Source organism: Streptomyces sp. NPDC085524, assembly GCF_044541755.1.
Classification (GTDB): Bacteria; Actinomycetota; Actinomycetes; order Streptomycetales; family Streptomycetaceae; genus Streptomyces.
This window is the reverse complement of sequence record NZ_JBITTH010000043.1, coordinates 1-14011: the sequence shown is the minus strand read 5'-3', so window position 1 is coordinate 14011 and position 14011 is coordinate 1. Positions and strand designations below refer to the sequence as shown.

The 14011-nt window shown below is 73.0% G+C and carries 15 protein-coding genes; 6 read left to right on the top strand and 9 right to left on the bottom strand.

Going from position 1 to position 14011, the window contains the following annotated elements:
• The first annotated feature begins 220 nt into the window (after positions 1-220).
• Positions 221-1138, top strand: coding sequence for a DUF3152 domain-containing protein (locus ACIGFK_RS39915; RefSeq protein ID WP_376661447.1), 918 nt, complete (start codon positions 221-223; stop codon positions 1136-1138).
• Positions 1139-1150: 12 nt separating this feature from the next.
• The gene (locus ACIGFK_RS39910; protein ID WP_376661448.1) at positions 1151-1498 is read left to right on the top strand and encodes a response regulator transcription factor; all 348 of its coding nucleotides are present in this window, start codon (positions 1151-1153) and stop codon (positions 1496-1498) included.
• Here the strand turns inward: ACIGFK_RS39910 and ACIGFK_RS39905 are convergent.
• The 3 genes from ACIGFK_RS39905 to ACIGFK_RS39895 form a co-directional block, all read right to left on the bottom strand.
• Positions 1467-2111 (bottom strand): imidazolonepropionase-like domain-containing protein, encoded by a 645-nt coding sequence (locus ACIGFK_RS39905; protein WP_376661449.1) that lies wholly within the window; start codon positions 2109-2111, stop codon positions 1467-1469. The two genes, ACIGFK_RS39910 and ACIGFK_RS39905, sit on opposite strands and share 32 nt — an antisense overlap.
• An 11-nt stretch (positions 2112-2122) precedes the next feature.
• Positions 2123-3322 carry a cyclic dehypoxanthinyl futalosine synthase gene (mqnC, locus tag ACIGFK_RS39900; RefSeq protein ID WP_376661450.1) on the bottom strand — a complete coding sequence of 400 codons (1200 nt, stop codon included), beginning with the start codon at positions 3320-3322 and terminating at the stop codon, positions 2123-2125.
• A 72-nt stretch (positions 3323-3394) separates the two neighbouring features.
• Positions 3395-5122, bottom strand: coding sequence for a serine/threonine-protein kinase (locus tag ACIGFK_RS39895; RefSeq protein WP_376661453.1), 1728 nt, complete (start codon positions 5120-5122; stop codon positions 3395-3397).
• A gap of 91 nt (positions 5123-5213) precedes the next feature.
• Here ACIGFK_RS39895 and ACIGFK_RS39890 point away from each other — a divergent pair, with 91 nt between their 5' ends.
• Complete coding sequence (locus ACIGFK_RS39890; protein ID WP_376661451.1) at positions 5214-5546, top strand: DUF4190 domain-containing protein; 333 nt, start codon at positions 5214-5216, stop codon at positions 5544-5546.
• Between the two features lie 85 nt (positions 5547-5631).
• Here the strand turns inward: ACIGFK_RS39890 and ACIGFK_RS39885 are convergent, their stop codons facing one another.
• Positions 5632-6519 (bottom strand): menaquinone biosynthetic enzyme MqnA/MqnD family protein, encoded by an 888-nt coding sequence (locus ACIGFK_RS39885; RefSeq protein WP_376661452.1) that lies wholly within the window; start codon positions 6517-6519, stop codon positions 5632-5634.
• Between the two features lie 237 nt (positions 6520-6756).
• Here ACIGFK_RS39885 and ACIGFK_RS39880 point away from each other — a divergent pair, with 237 nt between their 5' ends.
• A complete protein-coding gene (locus ACIGFK_RS39880; protein WP_030012116.1) occupies positions 6757-6960 on the top strand; it encodes a cold-shock protein in 204 nt (67 codons plus the stop codon).
• A 201-nt stretch (positions 6961-7161) separates the two neighbouring features.
• Here the strand turns inward: ACIGFK_RS39880 and ACIGFK_RS39875 are convergent, their stop codons facing one another.
• Positions 7162-8853: a lytic murein transglycosylase gene (locus ACIGFK_RS39875; RefSeq protein ID WP_376662004.1), complete on the bottom strand. Its 1692-nt coding sequence runs from the start codon at positions 8851-8853 to the stop codon at positions 7162-7164.
• 240 nt (positions 8854-9093) lie between these two features.
• Here ACIGFK_RS39875 and ACIGFK_RS39870 point away from each other — a divergent pair, with 240 nt between their 5' ends.
• Positions 9094-9936 carry a thioredoxin domain-containing protein gene (locus ACIGFK_RS39870; RefSeq protein ID WP_400055800.1) on the top strand — a complete coding sequence of 281 codons (843 nt, stop codon included), beginning with the start codon at positions 9094-9096 and terminating at the stop codon, positions 9934-9936.
• On the opposite strand, the gene ACIGFK_RS39865 is transcribed toward ACIGFK_RS39870, so the two are convergent.
• Positions 9933-10898, bottom strand: a complete 966-nt coding sequence (locus ACIGFK_RS39865) for an endonuclease/exonuclease/phosphatase family protein (protein WP_400055799.1) — start codon at positions 10896-10898, stop codon at positions 9933-9935. The genes ACIGFK_RS39870 and ACIGFK_RS39865 overlap by 4 nt on opposite strands.
• Before the next feature lie 136 nt (positions 10899-11034).
• Here ACIGFK_RS39865 and ACIGFK_RS39860 point away from each other — a divergent pair, with 136 nt between their 5' ends.
• Positions 11035-11538: an FBP domain-containing protein gene (locus tag ACIGFK_RS39860; protein WP_376662010.1), complete on the top strand. Its 504-nt coding sequence runs from the start codon at positions 11035-11037 to the stop codon at positions 11536-11538.
• Position 11539: 1 nt separating this feature from the next.
• Here ACIGFK_RS39860 and ACIGFK_RS39855 read toward each other — a convergent pair whose 3' ends face one another.
• The 3 genes from ACIGFK_RS39855 to ACIGFK_RS39845 all read right to left on the bottom strand — a co-directional run bounded on the left by ACIGFK_RS39855 (position 11540) and on the right by ACIGFK_RS39845 (position 13786).
• Positions 11540-12088 carry a hypothetical protein gene (locus ACIGFK_RS39855; protein ID WP_376662007.1) on the bottom strand — a complete coding sequence of 183 codons (549 nt, stop codon included), beginning with the start codon at positions 12086-12088 and terminating at the stop codon, positions 11540-11542.
• Between the two features lie 68 nt (positions 12089-12156).
• Positions 12157-12972, bottom strand: coding sequence for a class I SAM-dependent methyltransferase (locus tag ACIGFK_RS39850; protein WP_400055797.1), 816 nt, complete (start codon positions 12970-12972; stop codon positions 12157-12159).
• A gap of 85 nt (positions 12973-13057) precedes the next feature.
• Positions 13058-13786, bottom strand: coding sequence for a DUF2625 domain-containing protein (locus ACIGFK_RS39845; protein WP_376662009.1), 729 nt, complete (start codon positions 13784-13786; stop codon positions 13058-13060).
• Between the last annotated feature and the right edge of the window lie 225 nt (positions 13787-14011).

Here is a 14011-nt window from a genome sequence, read left to right as displayed (position 1 = left end):
CGGTACGGATCGGCGGGTACGGAGCCATCCTCTCAGGCCGCGCCGCCCCCCGCGGCGGGGGCTCCACGAACCCGGACAACTGGCCCGAAGGACAGTTACGCCGGGCCCGTGCGGCCGCGTTGACTGGCGGGGTGCGGCCCGGTGCGAGGGTCACCCCCCGGGCCGGCATCCGATTCGCGGCCGGTCCGGGCAGTGGCCGCCGGAAAACAGAGGCTTCACGATGCCGGCAGGCCATAACACCGGTCGCTCGCGCAGCAGCACCCCGAACAATCCGCGTGCCCGGCGCCGCGCCGAGCGGCGCAGGCGGCTGCGGCGCACGCTCCTCGGCTCGGCGGCGGTCGTCGCGGTCGCGGTGGGGGCGACCGTGTACGCGACGTCGTCGCCCGACGAGGCCGCGGTCGCCGACGGCCGCAAGAAGGCCGCCGCCCAGCCGGACGAGCTGGACGGGGAGACCTCCGGGAACGGGGACCCCGCCGCGCAGGGCGGCCGGCGCTCCCCCTCCCCCACGCACCACTCCGCCCCGCCCGCCGCGCCGTCCGCGAGCCCTCCCTCGCCGTCCGCCGCATCCGCCACGCCCGCCCGGCCGGGGGTCTTCACCGCCTCCGCCGCCTCCGGCGGGCCGCAGGGCAAGGGGACGGTGCGCCGCTGGCGCGTGGAGGTCGAGGAGGGCAGCGGCGTGGAACCGGACGGCGCCGCGAAGGCCATCGAGGCGATCCTCGGGCACCCGCGCGGCTGGACCAACGACCCCGCGTACGGATTCCAGCTCGCCGGTCCCGGCGAGCCGGTGGACTTCACCGTGAAGATCGCCACGCCGACGACCACCGACCGGCTGTGCGAGGTGGTCACGCCCGAGCTGATCGGGGAGACGAACTGCCGCGCCGGGCACACCGTCGTGGTCAACCTCAAGCGGTGGCAGGAGGGTTCGCCGCAGTTCAAGGGGCCGGTGGAGGAGTACCGGGCCCTGATCGTCAACCACGAGGTGGGGCACGAGATCGGCCGCGACCACGAGACCTGCCCGGGCCCGGGGAAGCCCGCGCCGGCGATGATGCAGCAGATCAAGGGGCTGCGCGGCTGCACGGCCAACGCCTGGCCGTACGACACGAGTGGAACTTATCTGTCCGGTCCGCTCGTCCCATAGACCGTGGAAACCTTGCGCGTCGTCAGCTTCACCGTCCCCGGCTGGTTCCCCTCGTACGGCACCCCGGTGCCGCAGGGGGCCCAGCTCACCGAGCAGGAATCGGCGGTCTTCCTCTGGCTGGCCACCGGCGCCTCGAACGCGGAGCTCGCCGACCGGCTGCAACTGTCGGTCAGCACGGTGAAGTTCCACGTCGGGAACATACGGGCCAAGCTCGGCGGGATAAGCCGGCTCCAGGCCTGCCTGCTCGCCGCGCTCGCGCGGGAAGGGGCGTCCGGGGCGATGGGGTCGTCCGGGGCGTCGGGGGTGTCCGGGGTGTCCGTCCTGCCGCTCAGCGACGGCGGTGCAGCAGACGGCCGCTGATGACCGTGGCCACGCAGGTCGTCGCGCCGCGCGCCAGCAGCTCCGCCGCGTCCGGCACCGCGAAGACCGCGAAGCGGGCCGGGGCGCCAGCCTCCAGGACCCCGTGGAAGGCCTGCCCGGCCTCGTCCCGCCCGGCGAACGGGTCCAGGGAGGGAGTGCCCTCCTGGCCGGCCGGGGGCAGGATCGTGAGGCCCGAGCGGGACACCGCCGTGCGCACCGCCGGGACGGTGAAGCGGCCCGTGACCGCCACGACCCCGCGGGCGAGGAGCTTCTGGGTACCGCGCCGGGCACTGTTGCCCCAGCGCGCCTCCGTCAGCTTCAGCTCCTCCAGCTCCGCCTCCCCGCTGATGGGGTCGGCGCCGAGCTCCGTGATCTCGTACGGGTCGTCCGGGTAGTACGTGCGCTCCAGCAGCTCGTCCGCCCCGCGCACGAGCAGGCCCGGCGTGAGCAGCCCGGGCCAGCGGCGGGCGCGGGCGTGCGGGAAGCGCTCGGCGAGCTCGGCGAAGGGACCGATCGCCGCGATGCGGTCGCCTTCGACCAGGACCGCGCCGTCGGCCACCGGCGCGGATCCCGGTCCCGGGACGAGGTGTTCGGCGGAATGGAGCGTACGCATCGGTGTCGGCGTCAGTTCGTCGAGATGAGCTTCAGCTCGGGGTGGGCCGTGCCGCCCTCGATGGCGATCGAGGAGATGTGCGAGGCCACGCGGTCGTCGACCGGGTCGTTCGCCGGGTCGTCGTGCACGGCGAGGTGCTCGTACGTCGTCGCGCGCTGCGCCGGGGTGCGGCCCGCCTTGCGGATCAGGTCGATGATCTCCTGGCGGTTGGAGCGGTGCTTGGCGCCGGCCGAGGAGACGACGTTCTCCTCCAGCATGACCGAGCCGAGGTCGTCCGCGCCGTAGTGCAGGGAGAGCTGGCCCGCCTCCTTGCCGACGGTGAGCCAGGAGCCCTGGATGTGCGCGACGTTGTCGAGGAAGAGGCGCGCGATCGCGATCATGCGCAGGTACTCGAAGATCGTCGCCTGCGTACGGCCCTTGAGGTGGTTGTTCTCGGGCTGGTACGTGTACGGGATGAAGGCGCGGAAGCCGCCGGTGCGGTCCTGCGTGTCCCGGATCATCGCGATGTGCTCGATGCGCTCGGCGTTGGTCTCGCCGGTGCCCATCAGCATGGTGGAGGTGGACTCCACGCCCAGCTTGTGGGCGATCTCCATGATCTCGAGCCAGCGCTCGCCGGACTCCTTGAGCGGGGCGATCGCCTTGCGCGGCCGCTCCGGCAGCAGTTCGGCTCCGGCGCCCGCGAAGGAGTCGAGACCGGCGGCGTGGATGCGCTGGATCGCCTCCTCCACCGGCACCTTGGAGATGCGGGCCATGTGCTCGACCTCGGAGGCGCCGAGGGAGTGGATGACCAGCTGCGGGTAGGCCTGCTTGATGGCGGAGAAGTGGTGCTCGTAGTACTCGACGCCGAAGTCCGGGTGGTGCCCGCCCTGGAACATGATCTGCGTGCCGCCGAGCTCGACGGTCTCCGCGCAGCGGCGCAGGATGTCGTCGAGGTCGCGCGTCCAGCCCTTCTTCGTGTCCTTGGGGGCCGCGTAGAAGGCACAGAACTTGCACGCCGTGACGCACACGTTCGTGTAGTTGATGTTGCGCTCGATGATGTACGTCGCGATGTGCTCGGTGCCCGCGTAGCGGCGGCGGCGCACCGCGTCGGCGGCCTGGCCGAGCGCGTGCAGCGGCGCGTGGCGGTAGAGGTCGAGCGCCTCTTCCTTGGAGATCCGGCCCCCCGCGGCGGCACGGTCGAGGACAGACTGGAGAGCGGCCTGGTCGGTCACCGGTGCGTCACCTTTCGGCGGTGTCAAGAGGTACGGACCGATCCAGCCTACGCCAGGGCCCGTCGGCGGTGTTCAGGGGCTACGGGTCAGGTCGCCTTCGGGGTTTCCGGCCGGCACGTCACCCGATTTGTAGTGGAGCGTTCCGTTGTCGTTGAGGGTGAAGCGTTCGTTCTTTGAGCCGTTGGAGCACATGCCGGGGGCCGGGTTGGGGCCGTCCGACGTGTCGAGGACGAGGGAGCGGTCGGTGGCGGAGGCCAGCCGCCAGTCGCCGCTGCAGTCGGTGCCGAAGAGCGGCAGGATCGACTTGTCCCGGCCGACGATCTCACCGACCTTGCCGGCCTTGATGGTGATCTCGAACTCGGTGGAGAGCCTGGCGTTGGTGGTGACCGTGCCCTTCCAGGTGCCGGTGATCTCCTTGGGGACGTCCGTACGGGTCCCGCCCCCGCTCGGCGTCGCGGCGGGGGGCGCCGTGGCGGCGGCCGTCCCCGTGGGCCGGGATCCGGCGGGCGGGGACGAGGAGCTGTGGCCGTCGGCCAGGTCCCGCTCCTTCTGCTGCCCCGTTCCGGGCAGCAGCCCCATCCCGTACAGCCCGCCCACCAGTCCGGTCAGCACCGCGGCGGCGGCCAGTACGAGGGTGCAGCTGAAGCGGCGCCCGGCCGCGGTGACGCCGACCTGCCGCCCGGCGTCCGGCGCGGTCCGGGGCTGCGGCACTCCCCCGGCGGTCCCGCCCGGCGTCCCGTAGGGGCCCGCCGGAGCGTAGGGGCTGCCCGGGCTGCCGTACGGGCCGCCGCCCGTGCCGGGAGCTCCGTACGGGCCTGCGCCCGCCTGGCCCCCGTACGACGGGCTCGTGAACGGCACCGGCCCGGACGGCGCCTCCGCGGCGGGCGGGGGCCCGAACCCGGCTTCGGCGGGGCCGGCGTCGAGGTCGAGCAGGGCCACCGCGGCCCGGCTGGCCTCCTCGACCAGGGGCGCGGGCAGCCAGCCCGGGGCGCCCAGGGCCGAATCGAGGGCCGCCGCGACGGCCGTCGGGGCGGGGCGGTCGGCGGGGGCCTTGGCCAGGCAGTCCGCGATCAGCTCGCGCAGCGGGCCGGGCGGGACGGCGTCCAGCTCGGGCGGTTCGTGGACCACCTTGTAGAGGAGGGTCGCCGAGTTGTCCCCGGTGAAGGGCGGGCGGCCGGTCGCGGCGAAGGCCAGTACGGCGCCGAGGGAGAACACGTCGGCCGCCCCGGTGACCCCCTTGCCGAGGATCTGCTCGGGCGACATGTAGCCGGGCGAGCCCACGGACACCCCGGTGGAGGTCAGCGAGGCGGTGCCGTCGGTGGCCCGTGCGATCCCGAAGTCGATCAGCCGGGGCCCGTCCAGGGTCAGCATCACGTTCGACGGCTTCACGTCCCGGTGGACGAGCCCCAGCCCGTGCACGGCCACCAGGGCGCGGGCCAGCCCCGCGCCGACGGCCCGTACCGAGGCGTCCGGCAGCGGCCCGTGCGAGGCCACGGCCCGGTCCAGGGAGGGCCCCGCCACGTACCCGGTGGCCACCCACGGCACCGGAGCCTCCGGGTCCGCGTCCAGCACGGGCGCGGTCCACTCGCCGCCCACCCGCCGGGCCGCCTCCACCTCGCGGCGGAACCGGGCGCGGAACTCCTCGTCGGCGGCGAAGTGCGGGTGCACGATCTTGACGGCCACGGTGCGGCCGCCCGCGCTGCGGCCGAGGTAGACCCGGCCCATGCCACCCGCGCCGAGCCGGCCGAGCAGCCGGTACGCGCCGATGGTCCTTGGTTCGCCCGCTTCGAGCGGCTGCATCGCGTCCCCCATCCCCCAGGAAGATCCTTGACAGCACCTTAGGGCGTTACGGTGGCCGCCGTCGTACGTCCGCGATGAGGGGGAACGGAACATGAGCGAGGCGGTCCTGCGCGGCCGGAACCGGGCGGCCAAGGTCAGCGCGTTCTGCGCGCTGGGGAGCTTCGCCGCGATGGCCAATCTGGCCACGCCCATCGGCTGGCTCAACCCGCCGGTCTTCGTCGCCATGGCCCTGCTGTGCGCGCTGATCGCGATCCCGGCCGGGCACGTGGGCCGCTTCCGGGCCCGCCGGCTGTCGGGGGACGGGAAGGGCATGGCCCTGGCGGGCGTCCTCGGGGGCTGGGTGATGCTCCTGGTCTCGCTGCTGGCCGTCGCCTCGGCGGCCGGGCTGATCGCCGGCGTGGCCCTGCTCGTGGACGCCGCGTAGGGATTGCATTCCTTTCCGCATTCCCGTGCCGGGCGCGCGGAAAGCGGAAAGGAATGGAAGCCACCGGAAACAGCGGGTAAATCGGTCAGGACTCCATGACCGGCGCCATGACCGGTTCCGGGACCTCCGCTTCCAGGAGCTGCACGGAGACATCCGCGGGATAGCCCGTCGTCGGTCCCGTTCGGCGCGCGAATTCCCTTACACCGGCCAGCTGTTCCGGCCCGAAGCGGAAGTCGAGCGTGGTGAAGTATCGCTCCAGCAGGTCGGCGTCGAAGGCCTCCCAGCGGGCTGCCTGCTCGGCGACCTTGGTGACCTCTTCGAGGGACAGGTCTCGCGAGGAGAGGAAGGCCTCGTGGACCTCGCGCACGACGGCCGGCTCGCGTTCGAGGTAGTCCTTGCGGGCGGCCCAGACGGCGAAGACGAACGGCAGTCCGGTCCACTCCTTCCACATGTGCCCCAGGTCGTACACGGTCAGCCCGAGCCGGGGTGCGTCGTGGAGGGAGGCGCGCAGGGCGGCGTCCCCGATCAGGACGGCCGCGTCCGCCTCCTGCATCATCAGGCTGAGGTCGGGCGGGCAGGTGTAGTAGTCGGGCTGCACCCCGTACTGCTCGGAAAGCAGCAGCTGGGCGAGGCGTACGGACGTACGAGAGGTGGATCCCAGGGCGACCCGGGCTCCGTCGAGCTGCTCCAGCGGGACCTGCGAAACGATCACGCAGGACATCACCGGGCCGTCGCAGCCGACGGCGATGTCGGGGAAGGCGACGAGCCGGTCGGCGTTGCGGAGGAACTCCACGAGGGTGATCGGGGCGATGTCGAGGTCCCCCTCGACGAGCCGCTCACTGAGCTTCTCGGGGGAGTCCTTGGTCAGCTCCAGGTCCAGCAGCGTGCCGGTTCGGGCGAGCCCCCAGTAGAGGGGCAGGCAGTTCAGGAACTGAATGTGGCCGACGCGGGGCCGGCTGCGATAGACGTCCACATCGCGAGACTAGCTGCCGGGTCTCCGTCAGCCTTGAGGCGGGTCTCAAACGTCCGGGTGACGTGATCTTTCCCTCTGGTCTCGGCCGCGGGGTGCGTGCTAGGCTCGACGCAAGTTGCAGTTTGGTTTCCCTTGCAGTACGAGGCCTGCGGAGAATGTGACCCGCAGGCTTTTGTAGTTTTCAGACTTCTTAGCAGGTTCTGGAGCAGGGCGACCCTTTGGCCCATAGGAGGGCTCATGGCTACCGGAACCGTGAAGTGGTTCAACGCTGAAAAGGGCTTCGGCTTCATCGCCCAGGACGGCGGCGGCCCGGATGTCTTCGTCCACTACTCCGCGATCAACGCCTCTGGCTTCCGCTCCCTCGAGGAGAACCAGACGGTGAACTTCGACGTCACGCAGGGTCCGAAGGGCCCGCAGGCGGAGAACGTCACCCCGGCCTAGTCGCCTGGGCCAACTCTCTCGCGGGTTGGAAAGCAGTACCCAAGGAGCCCTGTCGCCTCTGCGCAAGCGGAGCGGCAGGGCTCCTGCCTTTGCCCTCCCCGGTGGGGTGGCGTAGGTGTACGAAGCCGCCCCGGCACCGTCTCGACGACGGTGCCGGGGCGGCTTCGTACACCTACGGCCCTGCGGGCCGGGGCCTCGGGGTCAGGCGGTGGGCTTCGGGGCCGGGGTGGCGGCCGGGGCGGTGATCTTGACGTCGAGGATCAGGGTGACGCCTTCCGGGGTGGCCACGCGGAGCTGGTACGTACCGGCCGCGAGGCCCTTGTCCGTGAACAGCTCCGGGAGGACGAGCGTGCCCGTCTTGTCCTCCACCGTGGTCGGCTTGCCGGTGTAGACCCGCTTGCCGGTCTCGTCCTTGAAGTACGGGCCCGTCTTGGCCGCCGGGTCCACCGGGACCCACTTGCCGTCCTTCAGCTGCCCCAGGCCGACGACGGCACCGGGCACCGCGACGGGCTTGCCCTTGGCGGTGGCCAGTACCTCGACGCCCTTGATGCTGTCGCCGGCGACCGCCTCCAGCGGCTTCGAGCCCTCCGGGCGGGCAAGCAGGTCCGCGACCGGCTTGGCCGTGACCGTGCCGTCGAACTTCACCGTGAACTTGCCCAGCGTGTCGTACGCCGAGGCCCGCAGGCCGAAGGTGCCGGCCTCGGGGCCCGGCTTCAGGCCGGGCGCGGCCGCGATGCCGTTCGCGTCCGCCTTGACCACCAGGTTGTCCGCCTTCCCGAAGAGGGTGCCCCCGGTGGTGTCCGCCTCGACGGCGAAGACCACTTCCTGGCCGACGGCCGGCTTGCCGTCGCTGAGGACCACCTTGACCCGGGGCACCTTGCCGAAGGCCTCCGCGCCGGTCTCGGCCGTGAGGCCGGGACCGTCGAGCACGACCAGTTCGGCCAGCCGCGCGGCCGGGGTCGGAGTCGGGGTGGGTGTGGGCGTGGGTGTGGGCGTCGGGGTCGGCTTGGGGGTCGGAGTCGGCGTCGGGGTGGGCGTCGGCTTGGGCGTCGGGGTCGGCGTGACCGGCTGCGCCGGACGCGGGGTCGGGTAGTTGCCGGGCGGCACGGTGGGGTAGTTCCCGACGGGCGGGTTAGGAACCTCGCCGACGCCCCCGCTCTGGTACTGCCGCATGAAGCCGAGCACGGTGTTCACGTACTCGCGGGAGTTGTTGTAGCTGAGGACCGCCTGGTCGAGCTTGGCCGCGTTCGACAGGTCCCGGTCACCCGCGCACAGGTACAGCCCCGCGCCGAGCGCGGCGTCGTAGATGTTGTTCGGGTCCCGCTTGCCGTCGCCGTTGCCGTCGGCGCCCCAGGTGCGCCAGGTGGAGGGGATGAACTGCAGCGGGCCGACGGCCCGGTCGTACTCGGTGTCCGCGTCGAACTCGCCCTTGTCCGTGTCGCGGATCTCGGCGAAGCCGTTGCCGTCCAGGCGCGGGCCGCGGATCGGCTTCTCGGTGTAGCCGTCCGCCTTGAGCCCGTAACCGGAGGCGTGCACCGACTCGACGCGGCCGATGCCGGCGAGCAGCGCCCAGGGCAGCTTGCAGCCCGGGAGTGCAGCGCCCACGGACAGCTCGGCCCGCTTGTACGCGTCCAGGGCGGTGGCGGGTATGCCGCTGGCGCCCCCGGCCGCGGCGGCACCCGCGGGCGGCGGGTCGGCGACGAGGTCGGGCAGGTCCAGGCGGGCGTCGCCGCGTTCGGCGGCCTGCGGGCTGTCCGGGGTGGGCTCGGACTCGCCCGCGTCGGCGGTCGTCGGGCTGGTCACGACCGCGGCGGTGGTCAGGCTGGCCGCGAGTGCGGCCGTGCACAGGACCTTCCGCGAGGTGCTGACAAGGTGACGATGAAGCGGCTTCACGGTGCGGCGATCCCCCCAAGGAGCCGTCAGGCTTACGGCACACGACCGGTCAGGTCGCGAATATCCCTCTGTTTATCAGGTCTTCGGACCCGACTCGCCGTCCCCCCGTCATATATGACACACCATTCGTCTCGGCTTCACCGGACCCTCACGACAGAACGGACGAGGGACTTGAGTCCCCGCCCGATATGGACCGATGACCCCCGGTTTCGACCCCGTCCGCTCCGTACGCTGGTCGTCATGGCGAGCAGCACGAACAAGAAGAAGGACCAGCGGCGGGAGGCCCGCAACCGGCTCCGCATCGAGCGCGAGGCGCAGGCCCGCCGCGCGCGGCTGCGCGGCCGGCTGCTGGTCGGGGGCTCCCTGGTCGCCGTACTCGGCATCGCGGCGGCCGCGGGCGTCTACGCCTCGAACTCCGCAGCCTCCTCGGGGTCCTCCGCTCCGGCCGGTTCCGCCGACCCCGACGCGGCCGGAAAGCCATTCGTCCAGCCCGCCAACACCACCGGCAAGGACGGGGTCGTGATCCCGTACGGCAAGGCCGACGCGCAACACACCCTGACCGTCTGGCTCGACCCCCGCTGCCCGTACTGCGCGGGCGTCGAGATCGGCCTGGGCAGGACCATCAAGGAACAGGCCGACGCGGGCGAGTACAAGGTCGAGTACCGCTTCGCGACCTTCCTCGACAGCGCCCTCGGCGGCGGCAAGGGCTCGAAGCGGGCCGTGAACGCGCTGGGCGCGGCGGCGAACGAGGGCCCGGAGAAGTTCATGGAGTACCTCCAGGTGCTCTACAGGAACCACCCGGAGAAGGAGACGGACGACAAGTACGGCTCCACCGCCACCCTCCTGGAACTCGCCGCCCAGGTCCCGGGCCTGCGCACCCCCGCCTTCGACGGGGCCGTCAAGGACCTCACCTACATGCCGTGGACCGAAAAGGTCGGCAAGGCCTTCCACGACGAGGGCGTCAAGGGCACCCCGGCGGTCTTCGTCGACGGCAAGCAGATCACCGTCAACACGGGCCGGGGCATCGACTCCGTCACCCCGGAGGTGTTCGGGAAGCTGATCGCGGAGAACCGGAAGGGCTAGGGGCGGAGGCGGGCCGCCACCGGGAGGTGGTCGCTCGGGGTCGCCGGGAGGGTCCAGGCCGAGAGCGGGGTCAGGTCGCGGACCAGGACCTGGTCGATGCGGGCCACCGGGAACGCCGCGGGCCAGCTGAAGCCGAAGCCCGCCCCCGCCGCGTCGTGGGCGGAGCGGAACTGCGACATGAGCGGGGCCACCGCGCGGTCGCCGGTGGTGCTGTTGAGGTCGCCCATCAGGAGCGTGCGCCCGGCCGGGCCGCCCCGGACGGCCTCCGCGAGCCGCCCCGCGGCCGCGTTGCGGCGGGCCGTGTCGAACCCCGAGCCTGGGCGTACCCGTACGGACGGGAGGTGCGCGACGTACACCGTGAGCGGCCCCTGCGGGGTCTGCGCCGTGGTGCGCAGCGCCCGGGTCCACTCCATGATCGGCACGGCCCGGGTGTCGGTGAGGGGGTACGTGGACCACAGCCCGACCGTGCCGCGCACCTCGTGGTACGGATACGCGCCCGCGAGCGCCTCCGCGTACCGGCCGGCCGCGGGCTCGACCAGCTCCTCCAGCGCGATGAGCTGCGCCCCGGTGGCGGCGAGGGCGCGGGCGGTCCCGGCGGGGTCGGGGTTCTCGTCGTCGACGTTGTGCGTGACGACGGTCAGCGCGCCGGCGCCCCCGGCGGCGGCCCGGTCCCTGAGCGTGCCCGCGTAGAAGAGGCCCCAGACGAGCGCCGGCACCAGTACGGCCACCAGCCCGGGCCGGGACCTGCGCAGCAGCGCGAGCCCGCCGAGCACCAGCACGGCGGCCCCGCTCCAGGGCAGGAAGGTCTGCACGAGGCTGCCCGGGTTCCCGACCCGGTTCGGGATCCGGCCGGCGAGCAGCATCAGCAGCGCGGTGAGGAGCGCGAGCCCGGCGAGGACCCGCCCCGCGCGCCGCCGCGCGCGCCGCCCCCGGGGCGTCAGCCCGTCGCGTCGCCCTGTCATCCGTCCGCACCCCCACCCGTCCCCTCGCCCTCGGTCGGTGGACGCCGCGCAGGTCCGCCCGGTTGCGGCCGGGGCCCGGGCTCGGAGCCGTTATCGGGATGCGCCCGGCCCAGGGCGGACATTAGGGTCGATGCCCGTGGAACCACTCAGCGAGAACCAGATCCGTTCGTCCTTCGTGAACTGCACCAAGGGTGAGGCCTCACGCCTGCGCCTCCCGCTCGACTTCGCCGAGCTGCCCTGGGAGGACCTGGACTTCCTCGGCTGGGTGGATCCGGGCGCGCCCCTCAAGGCGCACCTCGTACTCCCCCGCCCGGACGGCCCGCTCGGCATCTCGCTGCGCGTGCCCTCGGTGGGCCGTACCAGCGCCGTGAAGTCCAGCCTCTGCCAGCTGTGCCTGACGGCCCACGCCTCCTCCGGCGTCACGCTGCTCGCCGCGCCCCTCGCCGGGGCCCGCGGACGCGAGGGGAACACGGTCGGGGTGTACGTGTGCGCGGACCTCGCGTGCCCCCTCTACGTACGGGGCAAGCGGCAGCCGAAGCTGCGGACGACCCGGTACGAGGAGTCCCTGACGCTCGACGAGCGGCTGGAGCGGATGACCCTCAACCTGGACGCCTTCGCGGCCCGCATCACCGCCGGGTGACTCAGAAGACCGCGACGCCGATCGCGACCAGGATGCCGCTCACCACGGACAGCACGATGACGGCGACCATCCCGCCGAGCGCGGCGAAGAAGTAGCCCTCCCCGTCGCCGGGCGCGGCGCCGCGCGCGCACGACACCAGCCAGCCCGCCACCGCGAGGAACGGCACGAGCAGCATCCCGGTGGTGGTGCCCGTGTCGAACACGGCCGTCCCGGACAGTTCGTAGGCACGCCCGCGCGCCGTCCGGACCTCCACCCGGGCACCGTGCCGGTGCTTCCCGGCGGCCGATTCGATCACCATCTCGCGGGCCGGCTCACCGGCCCGCGCCGGGACGTACCAGCCGGTGCAGTCGGTGCCGGTCGAGTAGCCGTCCGCGTCGGTGGCCTCGTGGCACTCGGCGACCGTGACGACCCCGTCGACGGACCCGAAGCCGAGGATGGCGCCCAGCTGCGGCCCGGGCAGCAGCCACACCAGCCATCCGGCGACCCCGAGGGAGACCACGGCTCCCACCGCAGCCGCCGCCCGCCCCAACTTCCTTACGGCAGCGCGCACGACGCCCCCTCTCCCCTCCTGCCCGGATACCCAGGGCGGAGCCCTGGTAACGCTGCGGAGGGACGGGCTCACCGGCCCGGCAGCCGGTCCGGCCTTCGGCCCCGGACCGCCCATGCACGGGCGGTCAGCGCGATCGCCCCGTCCTCCCGCGCCGGCACGGCCGCGCGGAGCGTCTCGCGCAGCCGCTCCCGTACGACCGGGTCGAGGCCGGAGACGAACCCCGGGGCGGGCCCCTGCCCCGCCAGGAACGGCTCCCAGAGATCGTCGAAGTCACCGAATACGGTGTCCACATCGATCGGGGTGACGGCCACGTCGACCAGTCCCGCCTCCGCCCACAGCGCGCGCAGCGGCTCCGGCCGGCACACGGGGAACCGGCGGGTCTCGTCCTGTTCCACCGCAGACGGATCCACCGCCACCGCAGCCCGCCAGAAACGGCTCAGGAACTCCATGCCGTCGGCGTAGTCCCACACGTACGCGGCGACCAGCCCGCCCGGCCGCACCACCCGGACCGCTTCCGCGAGCGCGGCACCCGGCGCGGGAAGGAAGTTGAGCACGAGCCCGCTGCCCACGACGTCACACCCCTCGTCCGGTACCGGCAGCGAAGCCGCATCGCCGACGACGAAGCGCGCCACCGCGGGGGCGCCCACCCGGGCCGAGGCCACGAAGCCCGAGGACGGGTCCACGCCCAGCACCGCGCGGGGCCTGCACCGTGCGGCGACGGCCCCGGTCAACGCCCCCGTACCGCAGCCCACGTCCAGCCACCGCAGCCCGTCCGCGCAGCCGAGCCACGCCACGAACCGCTCGGCGACCAGCCGGCTCCAGCGCCCCATGTACCGCTCGTAGGAGTCCCCGACCACCCACACCCCGAACCGCTGCTCATCCACGGCACCCACGATGCCGGGCGAGGGCCGGCACCGGCCGCGAACACGCTCGCCCGGTGCCGCACGTCGCCCGCACGCGTCACTCGCCTCACACGATGCCGAGGAACCCCGGATCGACCCCGTCGAGCTGCAGGCACGACTCCCGGCCCAGGCCCACCAGCTCCGCCATCGGCACGGGGCGGCGGCTGGCCCCCTGCAGGTCCCGGCGGCCCTCGGCCGACCACAGCGGCGGGTAGAACGACAGTCCTTCCGCACCGCGCAGCCCGGCGACCTCGTCGCGCCACCCGGGCCACCGCACTCCGTCGTAGAACCCCTCGAGGTCCCCGCCGAGCACCCAGGACAGCCACGCCGAATACCCGGCGCCGAGCGCCTCCCAGCGCAGTGCCTCGGGGGCGAAGTAGACCACCTCACCGGGCCCGCCGGGCCGCCCGGCCGCGGCGGGGTCGACGCCGTTGAGCGCGAAGACCCCGCCCAACACGTCCTGGGCCACGACCAGCCCCGCATCGGGCGCCCACGCAGGATCGAACGCCGCGGGCATGCCGTTCACCTCGGCGAGACCCGGCAGCCCGTCCGAGTCGGCGGCCCCCGGACTCCCGAACACCCGCAGCCAGCCCCCGTCCACGAGCAGCCCGCCGCAGTTGAGCACGACCCCGCCGAGGTAGGACCGCGCGGTCACCTGCAACTGCAGCAAGGCGGCCTGCCCGCGACCGGCGTCACCGCCCACCACCTCGACCGGCACCTTCGAACCGGCGACCTCCTCCAGGAGGACGGGCCAGGCGGGATCTTCGACGTTGATCAGCTCATGGAGTGCACGCATCCCCGCATCGTCGCAGGAGCCCCCGAGCGGCCGACGAGGGGGGGCTTCGGCAGTGGCGGGGTCCGAACTGACCGGAATCAGAGAGGGCTTGGGGCTTTCCCGTCAGTCCCATAGTCCTTCCGCGTCGGGACGGCCTGTCAAGGGCGCTCCGTAAGGTGTTGGGTGGTCCGGGAGGGCTGGGTGTGGCTGAAGGGTGCTTGCCTTTTGTGGCTGAGAGGGAGTGGC

What these genes read in the sequence shown, in the direction of transcription:
- ACIGFK_RS39905 (WP_376661449.1), bottom strand. Translation starts at nt 2,111, where the DNA reads ATGCGTACGCTCCATTCCGCCGAACACCTCGTCCCGGGACCGGGATCC.
- ACIGFK_RS39865 (WP_400055799.1), bottom strand. Translation starts at nt 10,898, where the DNA reads ATGACAGGGCGACGCGACGGGCTGACGCCCCGGGGGCGGCGCGCGCGG.
- ACIGFK_RS39915 (WP_376661447.1), top strand. Translation starts at nt 221, where the DNA reads ATGCCGGCAGGCCATAACACCGGTCGCTCGCGCAGCAGCACCCCGAAC.
- ACIGFK_RS39870 (WP_400055800.1), top strand. Translation starts at nt 9,094, where the DNA reads ATGGCGAGCAGCACGAACAAGAAGAAGGACCAGCGGCGGGAGGCCCGC.
- ACIGFK_RS39845 (WP_376662009.1), bottom strand. Translation starts at nt 13,786, where the DNA reads ATGCGTGCACTCCATGAGCTGATCAACGTCGAAGATCCCGCCTGGCCC.
- ACIGFK_RS39890 (WP_376661451.1), top strand. Translation starts at nt 5,214, where the DNA reads ATGAGCGAGGCGGTCCTGCGCGGCCGGAACCGGGCGGCCAAGGTCAGC.
- ACIGFK_RS39895 (WP_376661453.1), bottom strand. Translation starts at nt 5,122, where the DNA reads ATGCAGCCGCTCGAAGCGGGCGAACCAAGGACCATCGGCGCGTACCGG.
- ACIGFK_RS39880 (WP_030012116.1), top strand. Translation starts at nt 6,757, where the DNA reads ATGGCTACCGGAACCGTGAAGTGGTTCAACGCTGAAAAGGGCTTCGGC.